We start from the raw sequence: 20,602 nt of genomic DNA, 5'->3' as shown, positions 1-20,602 counted from the left end.
TAAAATGGATCAAGAGTTAAAACAACGATTAATCGGTGCGGTAGTTGTAACGGCGCTGGCTGCCATTTTTATTCCTATGCTGTTTGATGATCCTGTCGATAATAGCGGTCAAGTCGTCAGCGAATTGATTATTCCCGAGGCGCCGATTGTCGAAGACAATGTGGATAGGCTGCCCGCCAATGCCGCGCAGGTTCTGGATGCGGAGAAGGGCGAGCCTGTAGGGGCTTATCCTGACAAGCCGCTTAATGAAGCAGAAATTGCCCAGGCTGAACTGAGTCAGGAAGAGTTGAATTACCCTGGTCCTGCCGACGCTGAAGGTGCGCAGGATGTTGAAATAGTTGAAGATGTCGCGCAAGTCATCGAGGAAGAGCCTGTCGTAGCGCAGCCGCAAATCATGCCCGAAAAAATTCGCCCCGAAAAGCCGGCTGATGTTAAAGCGCAGGCCGTGGTTAAAAAGCCTGTGAGAGAGCCAAAGGCGGTTGCTGCAAAGCCAGTATCGGAAGAATCTGTCCATGAGAAATCGATAGAAGCCAAGAAACCTGCTGAGCAGCAAAAAACTGCGCCGGCGAAATCAGGCTCCGGCTTGTCACGCTGGTACATACGCGCGGGCAGTTTCAGTCGTGAGGAAAATGCCACGGCATTGTGGTCTGAACTGCGCAAGCAAGGCTTTCCGGTATCCCTGGAAACGGCTCAGGTCAACGGGAAAACCCTGTACCGTCTCAAAGTGGGTCCTGAACTGGATCAAAAACGCGCTATAGCCATGCAGGAAAAATTGAATAAGCAAAATAAGATCAAATCCATTCTGGTCTCGGAGTGAGGCTGATTGAAGCGCGGCATTTGATAAATCGGGCAAGCACATGATCTGGGTAGACTTTGTCATTATTGGCCTCGTTTTTATCTATCTGGTTATAGGATTAATGCGCGGTTTTGGCAGGGAAACATTTTCATTGGTGTTCTGGATTCTGGCTATCTGGGTGGGCTTGAATTTCAGTCGTGAGTTTTCGCGTTTCCTGGAGCCGGCCGTCAGCTATCCATTAGCCAGAATTGCCGCATCGTTTGCATGCCTATTGGTGATCACACTGGCTCTCGGTGGTCTAATTAGTTTCTTATTGGGAGAAGAGTTGCTTAATCAGGCGGGATTGACCTTTAGCGATCGATTCCTCGGCATGATTTTTGGCTGTGTCCGAGGATTGGCTGTTGTCGAGGTCATGATCATGCTGGCAGGGTTAACAGCGTTGCCGGAAGATCCCTGGTGGAAAGAATCCCGGTTTATTCCGCCTTTTCAGTCGCTCGCGCTTTGGCTGCGAGATCATAACCCGTCAGGCATGGCGGGTTTCATTAATTATCGCTAAATTTTGTAAGGATCAGGTTAAAAAAGAATGTGTGGTATTGCTGCAATCGTTTCACATCAAACTGTTAATCAGGAGCTATATGATGCTTTAACAGTTCTGCAACATCGAGGCCAGGATGCCGCAGGAATCGTCACTTGCGAAAAGGGGCGGCTGCATTTGCGCAAAGAGAATGGGTTGGCGCGGGATGTTTTTAACAATGACCAGATGATGAAGCTGAGGGGCAATATGGGCATTGCTCATGTGCGTTATCCTACAGCCGGTTGCACCAGCTCCGCTGAAGCGCAGCCTTTCTATGTGAATTCTCCTTTCGGTTTGACGTTGGCGCACAACGGCAATCTGACTAATACCGAAGAGTTGAAAAAAGCCTTGTTTGTCGAAGACCAGCGCCATATCAATACCGATTCCGACTCCGAGGTCCTGCTGAACGTTTTTGCTCATGAGTTACAGACGCTGGGCAAATTGCAATTAACCGTGGATGATGTGTTTGCGGCCGTATCGGGCGTACACCGGCGCTGCCGCGGCGCTTATGCGGTTGTCATTATGATCGCCGGATTCGGGGTACTGGGGTTCCGGGATCCGCATGGCATCCGGCCAGTGGTATTCGGCGAAAGACAATCCGACCAGGGGCCGGAATTTATGATCGCTTCGGAAAGCGTAGCGCTGGATGTGCTCGGTTTTGATCTGATCAGAGATCTTGAGCCCGGTGAAGCCGTATTTATCGAGGAGTCGGGCATCCTGCATACCAAACAGTGCGCTGATAAGGTCGATCACTGCCCTTGCATTTTTGAGTATGTTTATTTCGCCCGCCCCGATTCCATCATTGATGATATTTCCGTGTATAAAGCCCGTTTGCGTATGGGTGAGAAACTGGCTGCGAAAGTACTGCGCGAATGGCCGGATCACGATATCGATGTCGTCATTCCGATTCCCGATACCAGCCGCACAGCCGCTTTGCAGATGGCCAATGTGCTCGGTGTCAAGTTCCGCGAAGGCTTCATGAAGAACCGCTATATCGGCCGGACTTTTATTATGCCCGGCCAGAAGATGCGGAAAAAATCAGTCAGGCAAAAGTTAAACGCCATCGGTCTGGAATTCGAAGGCAAGAATGTCTTGCTGGTTGATGATTCTGTCGTTAGGGGCACGACTTCCGAGCAGATTATTCAGATGGCCCGCGATGCCGGCGCCAGAAAAGTTTATTTTGCCTCTGCGGCGCCGCCTGTCCGTTATCCGAATGTCTACGGCATCGATATGCCGGCCGCTCATGAGCTGATTGCGCACAATCGCACCGAAGATGAGGTCTGCGCAGCGATCGGGGCCGACCGTATGATTTATCAGGATCTGGATGATTTGATCGATGCCGTCCGCAAGGGGAATCCGAACATCAAGCATTTCGACACCTCATGTTTCAGCAATGAATACATTACCGGCGATATTGATGAGGCGTATCTGGAGCGCATTGAAGCAATGCGCAACGATAGTGCGCAGACAGAAAGGAATTCGCATAATTTCATCATCGAAATGCAGAACTGCGGTTAAGATACGGAACTCTCATTACTAGAGCTCTCTTTTTTCTTCTTTATAAAAAACTAAAAACGATGAAAGACATTGACTGGAACGACTATTCTCTGGAAACCCAGGCCATAAGAGCGGGGCATAAGCGGACTTCTGAAGATGAGCATAGTATGCCGATTTTTGCCACGTCCAGTTATGTCTTTGACAGCGCCGAAGAAGCGGCTTTGCGTTTCACAGGCCAGAAAGCCGGCAATATCTATTCACGCTTCACCAATCCGACCGTCAGTGCCTTTCAGGAACGGCTTGCATTGATGGAGAAAGGTGAGCGCTGCCTGGCTTTCGCATCGGGCATGGCTGCCATCATGGCGGTCGGCATGGGCTTGCTGAAAGCCGGCGATCATGTGGTTTGTTCGCGCAGCGTTTTCGGCAATACTGTGCTGATGTTCCAGAATTATTTCGGCAAATTCGGCGTCGAGACTGACTTTGTCGAATTGACTGATCTGTCGGCCTGGGAGTCGGCCATCAAGCCGAATACGCGCTTCCTGTTTCTGGAAACGCCATCCAATCCGCTGATCGAAATCGCCGATATCGAACGCATCGCTGCAATCGCGCACAACCATGGCTGTTTGCTGGTGGTTGATAATGTATTCTGTACGCCCGTGCTGCAAAAACCGCTGACATTGGGTGCCGATATTGTCGTGCACTCGGCCACCAAATACATAGACGGACAGGGGCGTTGCGTCGGTGGCGCCGTCGTGGCCAGCGAGGAATTGATCGAAAAGCATATTTATCCGTACTTGCGCACAGGCGGCTCGACCATGAGTCCGTTCAATGCCTGGGTGTTTTTATCGGGCCTGGAAACGCTGGCGGTCAGAATGAAAGCGCATTGCGACAACGCTTTCGAACTGGCCAAATGGCTGGAACAGCAGCCGGCCGTCGCCAAAGTCCATTATCCCGGACTGGCATCCCACGCCCAGCATGAATTGGCCAAGCGTCAGCAGGCGCACTTCGGGGCCGTGGTCAGTTTTGAGCTGAACGGCGGCAAGGACCAAGCCTGGCGGTTGATCGATTCCACTCAAATGCTGTCGATTACCGCCAATCTGGGTGATGTCAAAACCACAATCACGCACCCTGCCTCGACCACTCACGGCCGCTTGGCGCCGGAAGTTCGCGCCGCGGCCGGCATTAAGGATGGGTTGGTCAGGGTCTCCGTAGGCCTTGAAAATATTGATGATATTAAAAACGACCTGTCAAGAGGACTGGAAGGCTAGGCAAGATAAGGTCATATTCAGACATATGGCCGAGCAGGCCCTGATCCGTTATCTTGGCTTGTAACGGATCAGGGTATGATGCTGCCTTGATCGGCATCGCTCTCGTTGATCGGCTTTTTCTTGCCGGTCTTGTCGATGCTGACAAAGGTGATATTGGTTTCAAAAACCTGGGCAATGTTGCCGGTATCAATATCTTCACACGACACTTTGACATTGTACGTTGCGGATGTCTTGCCGCGCCTGGTCAGGTTGGTCTCGAACTTCAGAATGGAGCCGAGCTTGATGCTTTGTTTGAACACCACATTATCAAGTCCGATGGTGACAAACTCATGGCCAGGAAACTGGAGATTGGCCGCGATATAGCCGATTTCATCAATCCAATGCAGCAGATTGCCGCCGAATAAATAGCCGTAATGATTCAGATGTTCCGGTAAGACTAATTTGTAGTGATCCATCGTACGCCTCGTGTTTGTAAGAATGTCTGAAAGAATGGCTTTCTCTTCATTATGGAAGACTATTTTACAAAGGACGGCGTTTAATGCGAGAAAATAATGTCCTTAAGGCGCATCTGACAGCAAGGCATCCAGTTTCTTTTGCTGTTCCAAGGCATAAAGATCGTCAAAACCGCCGACATGATAGTCGCCAATATAAATTTGAGGCACGGTCCGCCGCTGGGTTTTGCGCATCATTTCCTCTCTTAGTCCGGACTGTCTATCGACATTAAGCTCAGTATAGCGAACCCCTTTTTTATCGAGCAGGCGCTTGGCCATAACGCAGTAAGGACAAAAGGTGGAGGTATAAATCAGTATTTCAGGCATATGTTTATTAATAATTGCTAATATAGCGTACTATTCTATTCATAATTGGCTTGTTGTTCAATGCCGAGCGCCAATGATAACTGTTTAATCAGTTCTAGGGCCGCCGCTTGAAGCGTACTGCCGAATGCAATAACGCCGTCTTCATGGCCGAGCATGGTAAACAGCGAAGCCTGCCGCAAGCTGTTTGAGCGGAATAATTGCTCGACAGCCACCGTCATTTCAACCGTGCCGTAAGCGATATCGGCCGAAGTATGAGGCAGGTCAAGTGATTTGGTGTGGCGCCAGATTTCGGGACTGTGTACGTGTATGACTGCTTGTATGGCAGGATCTTGGGTGTAGACGCTGGCGTGCGTCAGCGATTCGGAAGATGGCTGGCAAAGTCCGCTAGACTGGAGCCAATTTCTTTTAGGTTCCGCTTCAGTGACAAGGCAATAGTGCTTAGACTTTAAAAATTCGATGTGTCCGGTTTGAGTGCCGCTGATAATGAATTGGCTACTGCCAGGCTCCAGTCGCTGGCTAATATTGCCGAATCCGATGTTGTCATATCTATCGGCGCATCGCCCGATAAGCCCGAGCCGGAAAAGCACAGTACGCCAGGCATTGATTTCGGTTAATGACAACGCAGGATCGATCGGCTGTTGCATATGGCTGAGCCGATATTTGATGACGCCTTCCTGTTCTTTCATCTTGGCGGAATGGTGGTTATTCGAATCATGACACTATATACATTCGAGGTCATTATTTGAATAGGACTGCTGCGTATATTAGAAAATAAAATACGGAGACAGGACATTGTGTTATAAAATTACCAGTTTTGAATTTGAAGGCCGGATTTCTGGCGCTCATGATTAGTGGCTTAAATTATGCGATGTCCGTTCTGCGGGGCACAAGATACGCGTGTTATAGATTCCCGATTAGCGAATGAAGGCGATCAGGTTCGTCGTCGGCGCGAATGTATCGCCTGTAAAGAAAGATTCACGACCTATGAGGCGGCCGAGTTGACGTTGCCGCGTATTGTGAAGCGCAATGGCATTCGCGAGCCGTTCGAGGAAAATAAACTGCGTTCGGGCATGCTTCGCGCACTGGAAAAACGTCCGGTCGGCAGCGATGATATCGAGGCCGCCATCAACCGCATCAAAAGAGAATTGATGGCTAAAGGCGAGCGCGAAATAACGGCGCAGGAACTCGGCGAGAAGGTCATGAAAGAATTAAGCAGCCTTGATCACGTCGCTTTCGTGCGTTTTGCCTCGGTCTATCGCAGCTTCCAGGATGTCAGTGAATTTACTGACATGATTGAGCATCTACAGAAAAAATAAATGATTCGATCAGCACAGCAGGACGCCATTTACATGGCAAGAGCCATCGGTCTGGCTAAAAAAGGGCTTTATACGACCGATCCGAACCCGCGCGTCGGTTGCGTCTTAGTCAAAGATAATGTTGTGATTGGCGAGGGATGGCACGTTAAAGCCGGTCAGGGCCATGCGGAAATCGAAGCGTTAAAGACAGTATACGACGCCAGAGGTGCGACTGCTTATGTGACATTGGAACCCTGCAGTCATCACGGCAGAACACCGCCTTGCTGCGATGCCTTGATCAAAGCCGGCGTCAGTCGAGTCGTGGCGGCCATGCAGGACCCGAATCCATTGGTGGCCGGGCGCGGCCTGGAAAGGCTGAAAGCGGCCGGCATTGAAGTCAGTTGCGGCGTATTGGAGCAGGATGCGCAGGCGTTGAACCGCGGCTTCATCAAAAGAATGACTGAAAATCGCCCGTTTGTGCGCAGCAAGCTGGCGATGAGTCTGGATGGCCGGACCGCTATGGCATCGGGCGAAAGCAAGTGGATTACCTCGGCCGAGGCCCGATCCGATGTGCACAAATTAAGGGCGCAAAGTTCGGCAATTCTGACCAGCATCAGTACCGTGCTGGCTGACGATCCTGCCTTGAATGCGCGCGTGGACGCCGAAGTCGTGCAGCCTGTCAGAGTTATATTGGATTCGCAGTTGAAGATGCCGGTGACAGCCAGGATGGCGAGCCTGCCGGGGCGCAGTCTGATTTTAACCTGTTCACAGGATGAACAGCGGCGGCAGACATTGCAGCAGGCCGGCTTCGAAGTTTATGGTTTGGCTGAGAACAAGGGGCGGCTTGATCTGAATGCAGTTCTGGATTTTCTAGCAGGACAACAGATCAATGAGGTATTGGTAGAAGCGGGCGCCGTTCTGAATGGGTCTTTGCTGGCTGAAAACCTGGTCGACGAATGGATCGTTTATATGGCGCCTTGTGTTCTGGGCGATCAAGGCCGCGGATTATTTACCGTGCCGGGTCTGCAGCAGATGAGCGATAGGAAGAATTTTCATCTGCACGATGTCAGACAGGTAGGTCCGGATTTGAAATTAACACTTATATCGCAGTAATCAGGGGTATTCCATGTTTACAGGCATCATACTAGCCATCGGAAAAATAGCGACCATCGAGCATCGGGCCGGTGATTGCCGATTCAAGATCAACACTGGCAAATTGCCGCTTGATGGCGTCGCGCTAGGCGACAGCATTGCCGTTAACGGGGTGTGCTTGACAGCCATTGAGCTGGGCAAGGATTATTTTTGCGCCGATGTATCTAACGAAACGCTGTCCAGAACATTATTGGGCGAAGCCACGATCGGCGCATCGGTTAATCTGGAATTGGCCTTGACGCCTTCAACGCGCATGGGCGGGCACATCGTCAGCGGGCACGTCGATGGCATTGGCAGGGTCATGGAAAAAAAGCCGGACGGACGCTCTTTCCGGTTCAAGTTCAAGGCACCTGACAATCTGGCCAAATATATCGCCGAGAAGGGTTCCATTTGCATCAACGGCATCAGCCTGACAGTCAACGACGTGGATGGTGCCATGTTTGGCGTCAATATCGTGCCGCATACGCTGAAGGAAACGACGCTGGGCGAGGCTGTGCCGGGAACCCGGGTCAATCTGGAAGTCGATTTGCTGGCACGCTATATGGAGCGCTTGATGCAGGGCGATTCGGCGGCAGCTGCCCAAGGCGGCGTGACAGAAACATTGTTGCAGCAGGCGGGCTTTTTGGGCTAGAGGCATTAGTGAACACGATTGAAGAAATTATAGAAGATCTGCGTTTGGGCAAAATGGTCATCATTATGGATGATGAGGACCGTGAGAATGAAGGCGATCTGCTTATGGCGGCGGCATTCACGCGTCCGGAAGATATCAACTTCATGGCTCGCTACGGGCGCGGCTTGATTTGCCTGACCTTGACCAGTGAGCGCTGCCAGCAGCTGCGCCTGCCGCTGATGGTTAATGAAAATAAAACTTCTCATTCGACCAATTTTACGGTGTCTATCGAGGCGGCAACGGGCGTGACCACAGGCATTTCCGCAGCCGACCGGGCGCGTACCGTGCAATGCGCGGTCGCTGTCGATGCAAAAGCCGAAGATCTGGTTCAGCCTGGTCATATTTTTCCATTAATGGCCAAGCCCGGCGGCGTGTTGAACCGGGCAGGACATACCGAAGCGGGCTGTGATCTGGCACGCTTGGCCGGTGTGGAGCCTGCGGCCGTTATCGTCGAGATCCTCAATGAAGATGGCTCGATGGCCAGGCGGCCGGATCTGGAGGTTTTTGCGAAACAGCATAATCTCAAGATCGGCACCATTGCCGATCTGATCCATTATCGTATCCAGCATGAAAACACTCTGGAGCGCATCAGTGAATGTGCTTTTCCCACAGAATTTGGGGATTTCAGGCTTTACGCTTATCAGGATCGCAATGACAACAATGTGCATCTGGCATTGGTGATGGGACAGGTTTCGGGTGACGAGCCCGTTCTAGTCAGGGTTCATGCGCGCAATTTGCTCGATGATTTATTTGCGTCTAAGCGCAGCGGCGGCAGTGTTTCAATCCGCGAAGCCATGCAAAAAATAGCCGAGGAAGGGCGCGGCGTGCTGGTGGTCGTCAGGCAGAGCGAAGACAATAAATCCCTGGTGGAGCTGATTCACCGTTATCAATTGGAAGATCACGGCATTGCCAATGCCGGACTGGTTGCGGATGCCGTGGATTGGCGCACGACAGGCACGGGTTCGCGGATATTGGCGGATCTGGGCGTGCGCAAATTGAAAGTGTTAGGGACGCAAAAAAGATATGTCGGGCTGTCCGGATTTGATCTGGAAGTGGCCGAGCATGTCGGTATCGATGCCTCCGAGGGCGTCGTTTCAGAAAACAATGTTAATAATTTAGATTGAGAAACAAAATGTCGGCAATAAAGACTTATGAAGGCAATTTTTCCGCCCAAGGCGGCAAATTTTGTATCGTGGCCTCCCGTTTTAACAGTTTTATCGTTGAGCAGTTGGAGGCCGGCGCTATTGATGCGCTGGTACGCCACGGTGCGGCTAAGGCCGATATTGATCTGGTCAAGGCGCCCGGCGCATTTGAGTTGCCCATGGTGGTTCAGCGCATAGCCGCCGCCAAGAAATATGATGCGATTATCGCCATAGGCGCGGTAATTCGGGGTGGTACGCCGCATTTTGAATATGTGGCTGGCGAGTGCGTCAAGGGGTTGGCCAATGTTTCGCTGCAATATGATATACCAATCAGTTTTGGTGTGCTGACGGTCGATACGATAGAGCAAGCGATAGAGCGTGCAGGTACGAAAGCGGGCAATAAAGGCGCGGAAGCCGCCCTGTCTGCAATCGAAATGGTCAGCCTGTTCAAGAACCTGGAAATCTGATGAGTCAAGCGCGTACCAACGCCCGTAGAAGTGCTGTTCAGGCATTGTATCAATGGCAGATGACGGGACAGAATCTCAGTGAAATCGAGCGTCAGTTCCTAGAGGAAGAACGGCTGAAAAATGCACAAAAAAGCTATTTCACCGAGCTATTCTTCGGCGTTCCTAAAAATCTGACTGCCATTGATCAGGCTTTGTCTGAATTTGTCGACCGTCCGGTCGACAAGATTGATCCGGTCGAAAGAGCTATTTTGCGCATCGGTGCTTACGAATTGATGTTTCGGCTGGATATGCCGTACCGGGTCGTTCTGAATGAAGGCATCAATCTGGCCAAGGATTTTGGCGCCGACGGCAGTCATAGATACGTTAACGGCATCCTCGATAAAGTGGCTCAAAAGCAAAGGCCGCTTGAGATTAAAGCCAAATCAGAAGGTAAAAAACCATAGTGCCTGTTTCGACAATCGTTCCAGACATTGTTCTACCTCGGCAACTGCTCCATGCGTTGCTCTACCTCCTGCATCCCTGCAGTCGTCCTGCATCTGACCGCCAGGGATGGCGGAAATGCCGGTCTGGTATGGAGCACTGACCGGCCATGCAGTCGTCAGAATTTGCCCTGATTCGGCGGTTTTTCACTAACCAGCCGGTAAAAAACCCGACAACGCGTTTGGGAGTGGGCGACGACTGTGCATTGCTGGCTATTCCTGATGGTTATGAGTTGGCTATAACGACCGATACAATGGTCGAAAATGTGCATTTCTTTGCCGGAACCGATCCCGAACAGCTTGGCCATAAATTGCTGGCTGTTAATCTGAGTGACTTGGCCAGTATGGGCGCGCGGCCTGTTTCCGTGACGCTGGCGTTGACCCTGCCGAAAGTCGATGAGGACTGGCTGGCGGCTTTTGCCAAAGGCTTTTTGGCATTGGCCGAGCGTTATTCAGTGGATCTGATCGGCGGCGATACGACGTCTGGTCCCTTGACGCTAACCGTGCAGGCTCTGGGGCTGGTTCCTCGGGGGCAGGCATTAACGCGCTCGATGGCTCAGCCGGGTGATTTCATCTACATGACCGGCTGCCTGGGCGATGCGGGGCTGGGGCTGAAAATAAAGCAAGGCTATGACTGCGCAAACCCTGACGAAGCTTTAAAACGGTTCAATAAGCCGGATCCCGCTTGTGAGCTTGGCCAGGCTTTGATCGGCATAGCCAATTCGTGCATTGACTTGTCAGACGGTTTGGCCGGGGACTTGGGGCATATTCTGGAGCAAAGCAATGTGGGGGCTTGTCTGGATTGGGATGACTTGCCGCTGTCGCCGGCCGTACTGAGCTACATACGCGATACGGGTGACTGGCAGATGCCTCTTTCTGCAGGAGATGACTATGAGTTATGTTTCACTGTATCCCCCGATAAAGCAGGGCTGCTGCCTATCGGTTGCAGGAAAATCGGCGTGATTGAGCCTCAGCCTGGGTTGCGGCTTAACAAATCGGGTAACATTCAAGCATTGCGGGTAAAAAGTTTTGAGCATTTTTCTTAATACGCAACTCGGCAAAAACAAACTGACGCCGAAACAGGTCTTATCGGACCCGATTTTATTTCTGGCTTTCGGTTTCGGCTCGGGATTGGCAAGAAAAGCGCCCGGGACCTTAGGTACTCTAGCGGCAGTGCCTGTTTATTGGTTATTTGCCCAGGCTGATATTGTCGTTTACAGCTTATTAACACTGGTCGTGACTATTGCCGGCATAAGCATATGCGGCCGGGCAGCGGAAAAACTGGGTGAGCACGACTTCGGTGGCATAGTCTGGGACGAAGTGGCCGGTTATTTGATTACCATGTGGCTGGTCCCTTTGACATGGCAAACGCTGGCGGCGGGTTTTGTCCTGTTCAGGCTATTCGACATACTCAAACCATGGCCTATCAGCTGGGCCGACCGACACATAAGTGGCGGTTTGGGCATCATGCTGGACGATGTATTAGCGGGCGCATTTGCCGCTGTAACTTTATTCCTGATCGCACATGGAGGTTGGATTTAAGCATGGGAATCAGCAAATTGACCTATAACGCTGTAAAATATAAAAAATAGGTTGCCAAATCCGAAAAAGTCTTTATAATACAATTATCAATCGCGGGGTGGAGCAGCTTGGTAGCTCGTCGGGCTCATAACCCGAAGGTCGTAGGTTCAAATCCTGCCCCCGCTACCACTTTTTTAGGAACCCCATTTATGGGGTTTTTTATTTTCTGGGCTTTGATAATTTAAAAGTCCGCTATTGATTGTTTATGGAAGAGCCTCTGGCTCTTTTTTTATGTGCGAAAATAAACGAGGCAAAAATGAAACAGGCTCCTGAGCATTTGGTTAATCTAATCGAGCCAATTGTTGAAGGTTTAGGCTATGAATGTGTGGGCATTGAATATAATCCGCACCCTAAACATGGCCTGTTAAGAATTTATATTGATAGCGAGAACGGCATTCTGCTTGACGACTGCACGCGCGTCAGTCATCAAATCAGCGGTGTCCTTGATGTCGAGGATCCCATTCAAGGCAATTATCAATTGGAAATTTCTTCGCCGGGAGAGGACAGACCATTTTTTAAAATAAGTCAGTTCGAACGATATATCGGCAGCACGGTATTGGTAAATTTATTTAAACCTTTGGCTGGGCGTAGAAAAATTACAGGTCGGATTGAAAAAGTCACAGACGATATTGTTACGCTTCAGGAAGGTGATCAGGTTTTTGAGGTGCCATTTAGCGCAATGAGTAAAGCGCGTTTGGTTCCTGAGTATTTAATTGAAAAAGGAGGGCGCAGTGGCAAATAAAGAAATTTTGTTAGTAGTAGATGTTTTTTCTAATGAAAGGGATATTGAAAAAGAGATTGTTTTCCAAGCTATAGAATCAGCATTGGAAGCGGCCACTATCAAGCGTCATGCAAATCAGATCAAAGCCCGTGTCGTGATCGACCGGAAAACCGGCGATTATGTCACATATCGCGGCTGGGAAGTCGTCGATGTCAATCCTAACATTAATGGTGATGTGGAGTTTCCGGAAACCCAGATTCCTTTGGAAGTCGCACGGCTGGATAATCCTGACGTGCAGGTAGGCGATATTATTGAAGAGGAAATTGAGTCAGTTGATTTCGGGCGCATTGCCGCACAGACGGCCAAGCAGGTTATCATCCATAAGGTCAGAGAAGCCGAGCGTCGGAAAATTGTCGAAGCCTATAAAAGTCGTGTTGGTGAATTGATTACCGGTGTTGTAAAGCGCATTGAAAAAGGCAGTGTTTATCTGGATCTGGGCGGGCATATAGAAGCTTATATTGCCAAGGAAGACATGATTCCGCGCGAATCCGTGCGCATCGGCGACAGGATCAGAGGTTATCTGAAAGATGTGCGTTCAGAGCCTCGGGGGCCACAATTATTCGTCAGCCGGACCGCACCGGAATTGCTTATCGCATTATTCCGGCTTGAAGTGCCCGAAGCCGGCGAAGGCCTGATTGAAATTCTGGCGGCCGCGCGCGATCCAGGCTCCAGGGCTAAAGTGGCGGTAAAAAGCAACGACCCGCGCCTGGATCCGGTTGGCGCATGTGTGGGCATGCGGGGTTCCAGGGTGCAGGCGGTTTCCAATGAGTTGGCCGGAGAGCGCGTTGATATCATCCTTTGGAATCAAAGTGACGCCCAATATGTCATTAATGCCATGTCGCCAGCTGAAATTCAATCCATCGTCATTGATGAAGACAAGCACAGCATGGATCTGGCTGTCAGCTCGGACAATCTGTCCCAGGCTATCGGCCGAGGCGGGCAAAATGTTCGGTTGGCGACCCAGTTAACCGGATGGGAGTTAAACGTTATCGATGCATCCAAAGCTGAAGAAAAAAATGAAGCCGAAGCAGGGGAAATAAAACGTCTGTTTATTGAGCAGCTCGATATCGACGAAGAGATAGCAGCCATCCTGGTTGAAGAAGGCTTTAATACGATTGAAGAGGTGGCCTATGTTCCAGTCAGTGAAATGCTGGAAATTGAAGGGTTTGATGAAGAGCTCGTCAATGAGCTCAGAAGCCGGGCTAAAGATGCTTTACTGATTAGCGCCATTGCTTCAGAAGAAAAACTGGAAACAGCTGAACCGGCACAGGATCTGCTGGAAATGGAAGGCATGAATAGAGATCTGGCCTATGAAATGGCCAGTCAGGGCATTATTACGATGGATGACTTGGCGGAACAATCGGTGGACGATTTGCTGAAGTTTTCCGGAATAGATAAAGATCGGGCGGCAAAATTGATTATGAAGGCACGTGAGCCTTGGTTTGCCGAGGAAAAGGCGAGTAAGTAAGGGGTAGGAAATGAGCGATAAAACAGTACGGCATTTGGCTGAGGTAGTAAAAATACCTTTGGAACGATTATTAGAGCAGCTGAAAGAAGCAGGATTATCCGCTAGCGCCCCTGATGATGTCATTAGTGATGATGAAAAAATGCAGTTGCTGGCGCATTTGCGTAAGCGGCATGGCAAGTCTGACGGTTCCGATGAGGGAACGCCTAAACGCGTGACTTTGAAGCGCAGAAAAGTCAGTGAGCTTAAACAGGCGAGTGTGCCGGGCAGTGCGACCAAGACAATCAGTGTTGAAGTACGTAAAAAGAAGACGTATATCAAGCGCACCGAAGTCAGCGAAGCTGATGAGCAAAAAGAACTGGAGCTGGCCAGACAGGCGCAGGAAGAGCAGCAAAGACAGCTCGAGCGCGAGGAAGAAGCGCGCCGGAAGCAGGAGGAGCGCCTGAAGCAAGAGGAAGCCTTAAGGCAGGCCGAAGAAGTCCGTCTGCGTGAAGAACAGACGAAAGCGGAGGCCGAAGCGCCTCAAAAGGCAGAAGCTGAAAAGGCTGCAATTGAGCCGGAAGTTGAAGCCGAGGCTGAAGTTAAGCCGGAAGTTGAAGCCAAGGCTGAAGTTGAGCCAGAGGCCGAGCCTGAAGCAGAGTTCGAGATTGAATATGATGCTTTAAAATTCAAAGAAGAAAAGAAGAATAAGCACGAAAAACCCGGCAAAACAAAAGAAGCCGAAGATATCCGGAAAAAACAGGAAGAAAAGGAGCGTCGTCTTGAGGAATCTATTAAAAGAAATGCAGAAAAGGTAAGGCAACAGGCCGCAGCGAAACAGGAAATGCTGCAACGGAAGAAAATACAGGAAGAGGGTGCTCGCGCCGGCGGTAAGGAAGGCAAACGCGGCAAGAAAAAAGGCGGCAAATTCGAACGTGCGGCTACGCCTGAAATCAGGCATCAGTTCGAGATGCCGGTTGCGCCTATCGTGAAAGACGTCACAATACCTGAATCTATTATCGTTTCCGACCTCGCCCAGAAAATGAGCGTGAAGGCGGCCGAAGTGATCAAACAGTTGATGAAGCTGGGCATGATGGCGACGATCAACCAGAGCATAGATCAGGAAACAGCGGCCATTCTGGTTGAAGAAATGGGCCATAAAGCCATCATGCAAAGCGAAGATGATCTTGAGCGGGAAATGCTGGCTGAAGTCACGGCCGAGGATAACCGCGCTGCGCTACCACGGGCGCCTATCGTAACGATTATGGGGCACGTCGATCATGGTAAGACATCGTTGCTGGATTATATCCGCAAGACTCGCGTAGCTGCCGGTGAGGCAGGCGGTATTACTCAGCATATCGGTGCGTATCAGGTGAAAACCGATCATGGCTCAGTCACCTTTTTGGATACACCGGGCCATGCCGCATTCACGGCCATGCGTGCGCGTGGCGCCGATGTGACCGACGTTGTTATTGTCGTCGTAGCTGCTGATGACGGTGTGATGCCGCAGACAAAAGAAGCGGTTGAGCATGCCAGAGCAGCCAAGGTGCCGATTATCGTTGCGATCAATAAAATCGATAAGCCTGATGCCAACCCTGATAAGGTTATGCAGGAGTTGTCAGCTATTAACGTCGTGCCCGAAGAATGGGGCGGTGATGTGCAATTCCTGAAAATCTCGGCTAAAACGGGTGAAGGCATTGACGATTTGATCGAAGCCTTGATCGTGCAGGCGGAAATTCTGGAATTGACCGCACCGGTTGAAGGTGCGGCATCCGGTATTGTCATTGAATCAAGGCTCGATAAAGGTCGTGGTGCCGTGGCAACGGTGCTGGTACAAAAAGGCACGCTGGAAAAAGGCCAGATCGTTCTGTGCGGCCATGAATTCGGCCGCGTCAGGGCCATGTTCAATGAGAACGGCAAAGCTATTAAAGAAGCCCTTCCGAGTGCTCCGGTGGAAATTCTCGGCTTATCGGGCACACCGAATGCCGGCGATGAATTTTTAGTCGTGCAAAATGAACGAATTGCCAGAGAATTGGCCGAACACCGTGAAGACAGAAGCAAGACCAGCCGCCATGCCGCTCAGCAGGCATCGAAACTGGATGAAGTCTTCTCGAAGATGGCCAGCGGAGAAACCGCGAGCTTGAATCTGGTTATCAAGACTGACGTTCAGGGAAGTCTGGAAGCATTGCGCGAATCCTTGATCAGTCTGTCCACGGAAGAGGTCGAGGTGAAGGTCGTCTATGGCGGTGTCGGCGGTATCAATGAAGGCGACGTCAACCTGGCGCTGGCTTCGGGCGCGATTCTGATGGGCTTTAACGTTCGTGCCGATGCGACGGCCCGGAAACTGATCGAAGAGAAAGGCGTTGATCTGCATTATTACAGCGTCATCTATGATGCGATTGATGAAGTCAAAAAATCCATTAGCGGCATGCTGGCGCCTGAAATCAAGGAACAGATTGTCGGTCTTGCTGAAGTTCGCGATGTCTTCCGGTCGCCTAAATTCGGTGCTATCGCCGGCTGTATGGTTATCGACGGCTATGTTAAGAGAAATCTGCCGATACGCGTGCTGCGCAACAATGTGGTTATCTACGAAGGGCAACTGGAATCGTTGCGCCGCTTCAAGGAAGATGCGACTGAAGTCAAGATGGGCATGGAGTGCGGTATCGGTGTGAAAAACTACAACGATGTCAGAGTCGGTGATCAGATCGAGGTGTTTGAACGTATAGAAGTTAAACGGGAACTGTAATCCTTATGGCAAAAGAATTCGGTCGTAGCGCGCGCGTTTCATCGCAGATGCAGAAAGAGCTTTCCTTGATTCTGCAACGGGATATTGATGACCCCAGGTTGGGCTTTATTACTATTAATGAAGTTGAAGTCAGCAAGGATCTGGCCGTGGCAAAGGTTTACGTTACGGTCCTGAATGCCGACGAGCAGGGCAAGCGCAACAATGTCAAGTGGCTGAACGAGATGGCGCCTGTTATCCGGCATGAGCTGGCCAAGAGGATGCGTTTAAGGCATATGTCCGAATTGCGTTTCTATTATGATGATTCGTTCGATACCGGCATGCGCGTTGCCGAGCTTTTAAGCGATCTGGATAAGAAAGACAAGGATTAGCCGGGAATGAGTAAACGCAAATCCGGGCGCAATGTCCACGGCATCCTGTTGCTGGACAAACGCCTGGGGGTTTCTTCAAACAAAGCCTTGCAGGAAGTCAGGCGTTTGTTTGACGCCAACAAAGCCGGGCATACCGGCAGTCTGGACCCATTGGCAACAGGCTTGTTGCCGCTGTGTTTCGGTGAGGCGACCAAGGTTTCGGCGCTAATGCTCGATGATGACAAACGTTACCAGACGCTGGTTCAGCTTGGCGTCATGACCGATACGGGGGACGCGGAAGGTCAGGTTCTTGAGACCAGGCCGGTGCCCGAACTGACTGTTGATGCCATCAACGCCTGTCTGAAAAAGTTCACCGGTGAAATCGATCAGGTGCCTCCGATGTATTCGGCTTTAAAGCACAATGGCAAAAAGCTCTATGAATTGGCCCGGGCCGGTGAAACCGTGGATCGGAAAGCCAGGCGCATCACAATATATGACTTGCAATTGCTGGATTTTTCGAAAGATCAGTTGAGACTGGACGTTCGCTGTTCGAAAGGCACCTATATCCGTTCATTGGCGGAAGATATCGGCCACGAACTCGGCTGCGGTGGAACGGTAAAAGAGCTGCGTCGGCTGGAAGCCGGCCGGTTCAGTATTGAAAATGCCAAGACCCTGGAGCAGTTGGCCGAAATGGATGAGCAGGAACTGCAGCAATGCCTGATTGATGTCGATAAGCCTTTAGAGTTCATGCCTGCCGTGCAGCTGTCCGAGAGCGAGGCTATCCGTATAAAGCAAGGGCAAGCGCTCAAGATTAAAGAAGTCTTGCCCGGCATGGTGCGTATGTACCATACCAAGGTTTTTTTGGGCTTGGGAGAAATGCTATTGGATGGTAAACTAGCGCCGAAAAAATTGTTCAATCTGAACGACGAGCCTGCCTGAACCGAAGGGTTCTCAGGCTAAAAATTACACCTGTTTCTACCCCCTATCGTGGAGACAGGGTATTCATTAGTTGTCATAACAGGCAACTTTATTTTTAATTTTTTAATCTTAATAGGGATTATAAATGCCATTCACTGCAGAACAGAAAAAAGCAGTCGTAGAAGCTTATCGACTGTCAGAAAACGATACCGGTTCACCCGAAGTGCAAATTGCCTTGTTGACCGCACACATTACTCATTTAACACCGCACTTTGCAACCCACAAAAAAGACAACCATTCTCGTCGCGGTCTGCTGCGCATGGTTAATCAGCGTCGCAAGTTGCTGGATTATTTGAAAAATAAAGACGGTAATCGTTATCGTTCATTAATTGAGCGTCTAGGCTTACGTAAATAAAAAAAGCAAAAAAGAAACGGCACATAAGGTGCCGTTTCTGCTTTAGCAAGTCATGGATTGAATAAATCTTCAAATAACCTTTATACAAAGGAACCTTATAGTGAATCCTATTAGGAAAGAATTTCAGTACGGCGATCAGCTCGTAACATTAGAAACCGGTGAAATAGCTCGTCAAGCAGACGGCGCTGTTATGATCGATGTCGATGGCACCTCATTGCTGGTCACAGTCGTTGGTAAAAAAGAAGCTAATGGTGGCGATTTTTTCCCACTGACTGTTAATTATCAGGAAAAAACATACGCCGCTGGCAAAATCCCAGGCGGTTTCTTCAAGAGAGAAGGACGTCCTAGTGAAAAAGAGACTTTAACGTCTCGTTTAATCGATAGACCGCTCCGTCCTCTTTTTCCGGATGGTTATACGAACGAAGTTCAAATTATCGCTACTGTCGTGTCATTGAACCCGGAAGTTGATCCTGATATTCCAGCTTTACTGGGGGCTTCGGCCGCATTGGCTGTTTCGGGATTGCCCTTTAACGGCCCGGTAGGCGCTGCTTGCGTCGGCTACAAAGACGGCAGTTATTTATTGAATCCATCCCCTGCGGTATTGAAAGATTCCGAACTGGAACTGGTTGTCGCCGGTACTGCGAAAGCCGTTTTGATGGTTGAATCAGAAGCTCGCAATTTATCTGAAGAAGTCATGTTGGGCGCGGTTTTGTTCGGTCACGAACAAATGCAGACAGCCATCAATGCCATTAACGAATTCGCTCAACTCGCCGGTGCGGCAACTGTTGATTTTACGGCTCCTGAAGCCGATGCTGAGCTAGTAAAACTGGTAACCGCGGAAGTGGAAGCCGGTATTAAAGCCGCTTACCAAGTGCCTGAAAAACTGGTCAGACAGGAACAGTTGAAAGAGATCAGAAATGCGGCTGTAGAAAAACTGGCTGCGGAAGAGCAATATGCAGAACAGGACATTCGCGCCATTATCGAACATCTGGAGAAAAAGATAGTTCGTAGTTCCATTCTAGAAGGCAAACGCATTGACGGCCGCGCTCTGGATTCAATCAGACCGATCACGATCAGAACCGGCGTACTGCCCAGAACCCATGGTTCCGCCTTGTTTACACGCGGCGAAACGCAGGCTTTGGTGGTCGCGACCCTGGGTACTCAACGTGACGCGCAAATTATCGATGCGTTGTCCGGCGAATACAAAGAGCAGTTCATGCTGCATTACAACTTTCCTCCGTTCAGCGTCGGCGAAACCGGTTTCGTCGGCTCGCCAAAACGCCGCGAGATCGGCCATGGCCGTTTAGCGAAGCGTGGCGTTCAGGCGGTTCTGCCTAATATGGATGAATTTCCATACGTGATTCGCGTCGTTTCCGAAATCACCGAGTCAAACGGTTCAAGTTCTATGGCTTCCGTTTGCGGCAGTAGTCTGGCATTAATGGATGCGGGTGTGCCTATTGCATCACCGGTAGCTGGTATTGCCATGGGCCTGATCAAGGAAGGCGACAGCTTTGCAGTGTTGTCTGACATCATGGGCGATGAAGATCACTTGGGCGACATGGATTTCAAAGTGGCCGGTTCCGAGAGCGGCATTACTGCATTGCAAATGGATATCAAAATCGACGGTATTACCGCCGAAATCATGAAGACGGCTCTGGAACAGGCAAAACGCGGTCGCTTGCATATTCTGGGCGAAATGAATAAGGCGCTGTCTACGACGCGCGAGCAGATGTCCGATTATGCGCCACGCATCATTACGTTCAAAATTGATCCTAGCAAGATCCGTGAAGTGATCGGTAAGGGCGGCGCGACGATTCGCGGCATTACCGAACAAACCGGGGCAAGCATCGATTTGACCGATGACGGCCTCGTCAAGATTGCTTCAGTTGATAAGGCGGCCGGCGAAGAAGCGCGCCATCTGATCGAGGAAATCACGGCTGAAGTGGAAGTAGGCAAAGTTTATGAAGGCAAAGTCGCCCGCTTGATGGATTTCGGCGCTTTCGTAACGATACTGCCCGGTAAGGACGGCCTGGTGCACATCTCGCAAATTTCGGACGAGCATGTTGATAAAGTCAGCGACAGATTGTCTGAGGGCGATGTGGTCAGAGTGAAAGTACTCGAAATCGACCGTCAAGGCAGAGTCAGACTCAGTATGAAAGAAGCGGACAAAGAATAATATATTCTGCTGCTATAAGAGAGAAAGGGCCGTTAA

General features: G+C 50.4%; 22 protein-coding genes and 1 tRNA gene. 20 read left to right on the top strand and 3 right to left on the bottom strand.

Annotation, left to right across the window (positions count from 1 at the left end; genetic code table 11):
* Nucleotides 1-4: 4 nt before the first annotated feature.
* From IT781_RS05205 to IT781_RS05190, 4 genes are read left to right on the top strand one after another with little or no spacing between them, the layout of a single operon-like run.
* Complete coding sequence (locus IT781_RS05205; protein ID WP_194969083.1) at nucleotides 5-817, top strand: SPOR domain-containing protein; 813 nt, start codon at nucleotides 5-7, stop codon at nucleotides 815-817.
* A gap of 40 nt (nucleotides 818-857) precedes the next feature.
* A complete protein-coding gene (locus tag IT781_RS05200) occupies nucleotides 858-1,352 on the top strand; it encodes a CvpA family protein (RefSeq protein ID WP_194969082.1) in 495 nt (164 codons plus the stop codon).
* A 27-nt stretch (nucleotides 1,353-1,379) separates the two neighbouring features.
* Nucleotides 1,380-2,888, top strand: a complete 1,509-nt coding sequence (purF, locus tag IT781_RS05195) for an amidophosphoribosyltransferase (RefSeq protein WP_194969081.1) — start codon at nucleotides 1,380-1,382, stop codon at nucleotides 2,886-2,888.
* A 59-nt stretch (nucleotides 2,889-2,947) separates the two neighbouring features.
* Nucleotides 2,948-4,135, top strand: coding sequence for an O-succinylhomoserine sulfhydrylase (locus IT781_RS05190; RefSeq protein ID WP_194969080.1), 1,188 nt, complete (start codon nucleotides 2,948-2,950; stop codon nucleotides 4,133-4,135).
* Between the two features lie 68 nt (nucleotides 4,136-4,203).
* On the opposite strand, the gene IT781_RS05185 is transcribed toward IT781_RS05190, so the two are convergent.
* From IT781_RS05185 to IT781_RS05175, 3 genes are all read right to left on the bottom strand, one after another.
* Complete coding sequence (locus IT781_RS05185; RefSeq protein WP_194969079.1) at nucleotides 4,204-4,590, bottom strand: acyl-CoA thioesterase; 387 nt, start codon at nucleotides 4,588-4,590, stop codon at nucleotides 4,204-4,206.
* Between the two features lie 102 nt (nucleotides 4,591-4,692).
* Nucleotides 4,693-4,953 carry a glutaredoxin 3 gene (gene grxC / locus IT781_RS05180; RefSeq protein WP_194969078.1) on the bottom strand — a complete coding sequence of 87 codons (261 nt, stop codon included), beginning with the start codon at nucleotides 4,951-4,953 and terminating at the stop codon, nucleotides 4,693-4,695.
* Nucleotides 4,954-4,988: 35 nt separating this feature from the next.
* Entirely contained in the window at nucleotides 4,989-5,639 is a 651-nt protein-coding gene (locus IT781_RS05175; RefSeq protein ID WP_194969077.1) for a class II aldolase/adducin family protein, read from the bottom strand.
* Nucleotides 5,640-5,816: 177 nt separating this feature from the next.
* Here IT781_RS05175 and nrdR point away from each other — a divergent pair, with 177 nt between their 5' ends.
* The 16 genes from nrdR to pnp all read left to right on the top strand — a co-directional run bounded on the left by nrdR (nucleotide 5,817) and on the right by pnp (nucleotide 20,566).
* Nucleotides 5,817-6,269, top strand: a complete 453-nt coding sequence (nrdR, locus tag IT781_RS05170; protein WP_194969076.1) for a transcriptional regulator NrdR — start codon at nucleotides 5,817-5,819, stop codon at nucleotides 6,267-6,269.
* Complete coding sequence (ribD, locus tag IT781_RS05165) at nucleotides 6,270-7,361, top strand: bifunctional diaminohydroxyphosphoribosylaminopyrimidine deaminase/5-amino-6-(5-phosphoribosylamino)uracil reductase RibD (protein ID WP_194969075.1); 1,092 nt, start codon at nucleotides 6,270-6,272, stop codon at nucleotides 7,359-7,361.
* 13 nt (nucleotides 7,362-7,374) lie between these two features.
* Complete coding sequence (locus IT781_RS05160) at nucleotides 7,375-8,031, top strand: riboflavin synthase (protein ID WP_194969074.1); 657 nt, start codon at nucleotides 7,375-7,377, stop codon at nucleotides 8,029-8,031.
* Between the two features lie 8 nt (nucleotides 8,032-8,039).
* A complete protein-coding gene (gene ribBA / locus IT781_RS05155) occupies nucleotides 8,040-9,194 on the top strand; it encodes a bifunctional 3,4-dihydroxy-2-butanone-4-phosphate synthase/GTP cyclohydrolase II (protein WP_194969073.1) in 1,155 nt (384 codons plus the stop codon).
* Nucleotides 9,195-9,202: 8 nt separating this feature from the next.
* Nucleotides 9,203-9,679 (top strand): 6,7-dimethyl-8-ribityllumazine synthase, encoded by a 477-nt coding sequence (gene ribE / locus IT781_RS05150; protein ID WP_194969072.1) that lies wholly within the window; start codon nucleotides 9,203-9,205, stop codon nucleotides 9,677-9,679.
* The gene (gene nusB, locus IT781_RS05145) at nucleotides 9,679-10,122 is read left to right on the top strand and encodes a transcription antitermination factor NusB (RefSeq protein WP_194969071.1); all 444 of its coding nucleotides are present in this window, start codon (nucleotides 9,679-9,681) and stop codon (nucleotides 10,120-10,122) included. The genes ribE and nusB overlap by 1 nt, the downstream gene beginning before the upstream one ends.
* A gap of 146 nt (nucleotides 10,123-10,268) precedes the next feature.
* On the top strand, nucleotides 10,269-11,204 hold the full coding sequence (gene thiL / locus IT781_RS05140; protein WP_194969070.1) for a thiamine-phosphate kinase: 936 nt from the start codon (nucleotides 10,269-10,271) through the stop codon (nucleotides 11,202-11,204).
* A complete protein-coding gene (locus IT781_RS05135) occupies nucleotides 11,188-11,700 on the top strand; it encodes a phosphatidylglycerophosphatase A (protein WP_194969069.1) in 513 nt (170 codons plus the stop codon). The genes thiL and IT781_RS05135 overlap by 17 nt, the downstream gene beginning before the upstream one ends.
* A 91-nt stretch (nucleotides 11,701-11,791) precedes the next feature.
* Nucleotides 11,792-11,868, top strand: a tRNA-Met gene (locus tag IT781_RS05130).
* Nucleotides 11,869-11,995: 127 nt separating this feature from the next.
* Entirely contained in the window at nucleotides 11,996-12,481 is a 486-nt protein-coding gene (gene rimP / locus IT781_RS05125; RefSeq protein WP_194969101.1) for a ribosome maturation factor RimP, read from the top strand.
* Nucleotides 12,471-13,988 carry a transcription termination factor NusA gene (gene nusA, locus IT781_RS05120; protein ID WP_194969068.1) on the top strand — a complete coding sequence of 506 codons (1,518 nt, stop codon included), beginning with the start codon at nucleotides 12,471-12,473 and terminating at the stop codon, nucleotides 13,986-13,988. The genes rimP and nusA overlap by 11 nt, the downstream gene beginning before the upstream one ends.
* A 10-nt stretch (nucleotides 13,989-13,998) precedes the next feature.
* Nucleotides 13,999-16,710 carry a translation initiation factor IF-2 gene (infB, locus tag IT781_RS05115; protein ID WP_194969067.1) on the top strand — a complete coding sequence of 904 codons (2,712 nt, stop codon included), beginning with the start codon at nucleotides 13,999-14,001 and terminating at the stop codon, nucleotides 16,708-16,710.
* Nucleotides 16,711-16,715: 5 nt separating this feature from the next.
* Nucleotides 16,716-17,078, top strand: coding sequence for a 30S ribosome-binding factor RbfA (gene rbfA / locus IT781_RS05110; protein ID WP_194969066.1), 363 nt, complete (start codon nucleotides 16,716-16,718; stop codon nucleotides 17,076-17,078).
* Nucleotides 17,079-17,084: 6 nt separating this feature from the next.
* A complete protein-coding gene (truB, locus tag IT781_RS05105; RefSeq protein ID WP_194969065.1) occupies nucleotides 17,085-17,996 on the top strand; it encodes a tRNA pseudouridine(55) synthase TruB in 912 nt (303 codons plus the stop codon).
* Between the two features lie 124 nt (nucleotides 17,997-18,120).
* Nucleotides 18,121-18,390 (top strand): 30S ribosomal protein S15, encoded by a 270-nt coding sequence (gene rpsO / locus IT781_RS05100; protein ID WP_194969064.1) that lies wholly within the window; start codon nucleotides 18,121-18,123, stop codon nucleotides 18,388-18,390.
* Between the two features lie 100 nt (nucleotides 18,391-18,490).
* Entirely contained in the window at nucleotides 18,491-20,566 is a 2,076-nt protein-coding gene (gene pnp, locus IT781_RS05095; protein ID WP_194969063.1) for a polyribonucleotide nucleotidyltransferase, read from the top strand.
* Nucleotides 20,567-20,602: the final 36 nt, after the last annotated feature.

Origin of the sequence: Methylobacter sp. BlB1 (assembly GCF_015476545.1) — a bacterium.
GTDB lineage: Bacteria > Pseudomonadota > Gammaproteobacteria > Methylococcales > Methylomonadaceae > Methylobacter.
The sequence above is the reverse complement of the archived record's forward strand: the minus strand, read 5'-3'. Positions and strand labels throughout refer to the sequence as shown.

What these genes read in the sequence shown, in the direction of transcription:
- grxC (WP_194969078.1), bottom strand. Translation starts at nt 4,953, where the DNA reads ATGCCTGAAATACTGATTTATACCTCCACCTTTTGTCCTTACTGCGTT.
- nrdR (WP_194969076.1), top strand. Translation starts at nt 5,817, where the DNA reads ATGCGATGTCCGTTCTGCGGGGCACAAGATACGCGTGTTATAGATTCC.
- rbfA (WP_194969066.1), top strand. Translation starts at nt 16,716, where the DNA reads ATGGCAAAAGAATTCGGTCGTAGCGCGCGCGTTTCATCGCAGATGCAG.
- IT781_RS05200 (WP_194969082.1), top strand. Translation starts at nt 858, where the DNA reads ATGATCTGGGTAGACTTTGTCATTATTGGCCTCGTTTTTATCTATCTG.
- nusB (WP_194969071.1), top strand. Translation starts at nt 9,679, where the DNA reads ATGAGTCAAGCGCGTACCAACGCCCGTAGAAGTGCTGTTCAGGCATTG.
- IT781_RS05175 (WP_194969077.1), bottom strand. Translation starts at nt 5,639, where the DNA reads ATGAAAGAACAGGAAGGCGTCATCAAATATCGGCTCAGCCATATGCAA.
- rimP (WP_194969101.1), top strand. Translation starts at nt 11,996, where the DNA reads ATGAAACAGGCTCCTGAGCATTTGGTTAATCTAATCGAGCCAATTGTT.
- IT781_RS05160 (WP_194969074.1), top strand. Translation starts at nt 7,375, where the DNA reads ATGTTTACAGGCATCATACTAGCCATCGGAAAAATAGCGACCATCGAG.
- thiL (WP_194969070.1), top strand. Translation starts at nt 10,269, where the DNA reads ATGCAGTCGTCAGAATTTGCCCTGATTCGGCGGTTTTTCACTAACCAG.
- rpsO (WP_194969064.1), top strand. Translation starts at nt 18,121, where the DNA reads ATGCCATTCACTGCAGAACAGAAAAAAGCAGTCGTAGAAGCTTATCGA.
- ribE (WP_194969072.1), top strand. Translation starts at nt 9,203, where the DNA reads ATGTCGGCAATAAAGACTTATGAAGGCAATTTTTCCGCCCAAGGCGGC.
- IT781_RS05205 (WP_194969083.1), top strand. Translation starts at nt 5, where the DNA reads ATGGATCAAGAGTTAAAACAACGATTAATCGGTGCGGTAGTTGTAACG.
- IT781_RS05185 (WP_194969079.1), bottom strand. Translation starts at nt 4,590, where the DNA reads ATGGATCACTACAAATTAGTCTTACCGGAACATCTGAATCATTACGGC.
- ribD (WP_194969075.1), top strand. Translation starts at nt 6,270, where the DNA reads ATGATTCGATCAGCACAGCAGGACGCCATTTACATGGCAAGAGCCATC.
- purF (WP_194969081.1), top strand. Translation starts at nt 1,380, where the DNA reads ATGTGTGGTATTGCTGCAATCGTTTCACATCAAACTGTTAATCAGGAG.
- IT781_RS05190 (WP_194969080.1), top strand. Translation starts at nt 2,948, where the DNA reads ATGAAAGACATTGACTGGAACGACTATTCTCTGGAAACCCAGGCCATA.
- infB (WP_194969067.1), top strand. Translation starts at nt 13,999, where the DNA reads ATGAGCGATAAAACAGTACGGCATTTGGCTGAGGTAGTAAAAATACCT.
- truB (WP_194969065.1), top strand. Translation starts at nt 17,085, where the DNA reads ATGAGTAAACGCAAATCCGGGCGCAATGTCCACGGCATCCTGTTGCTG.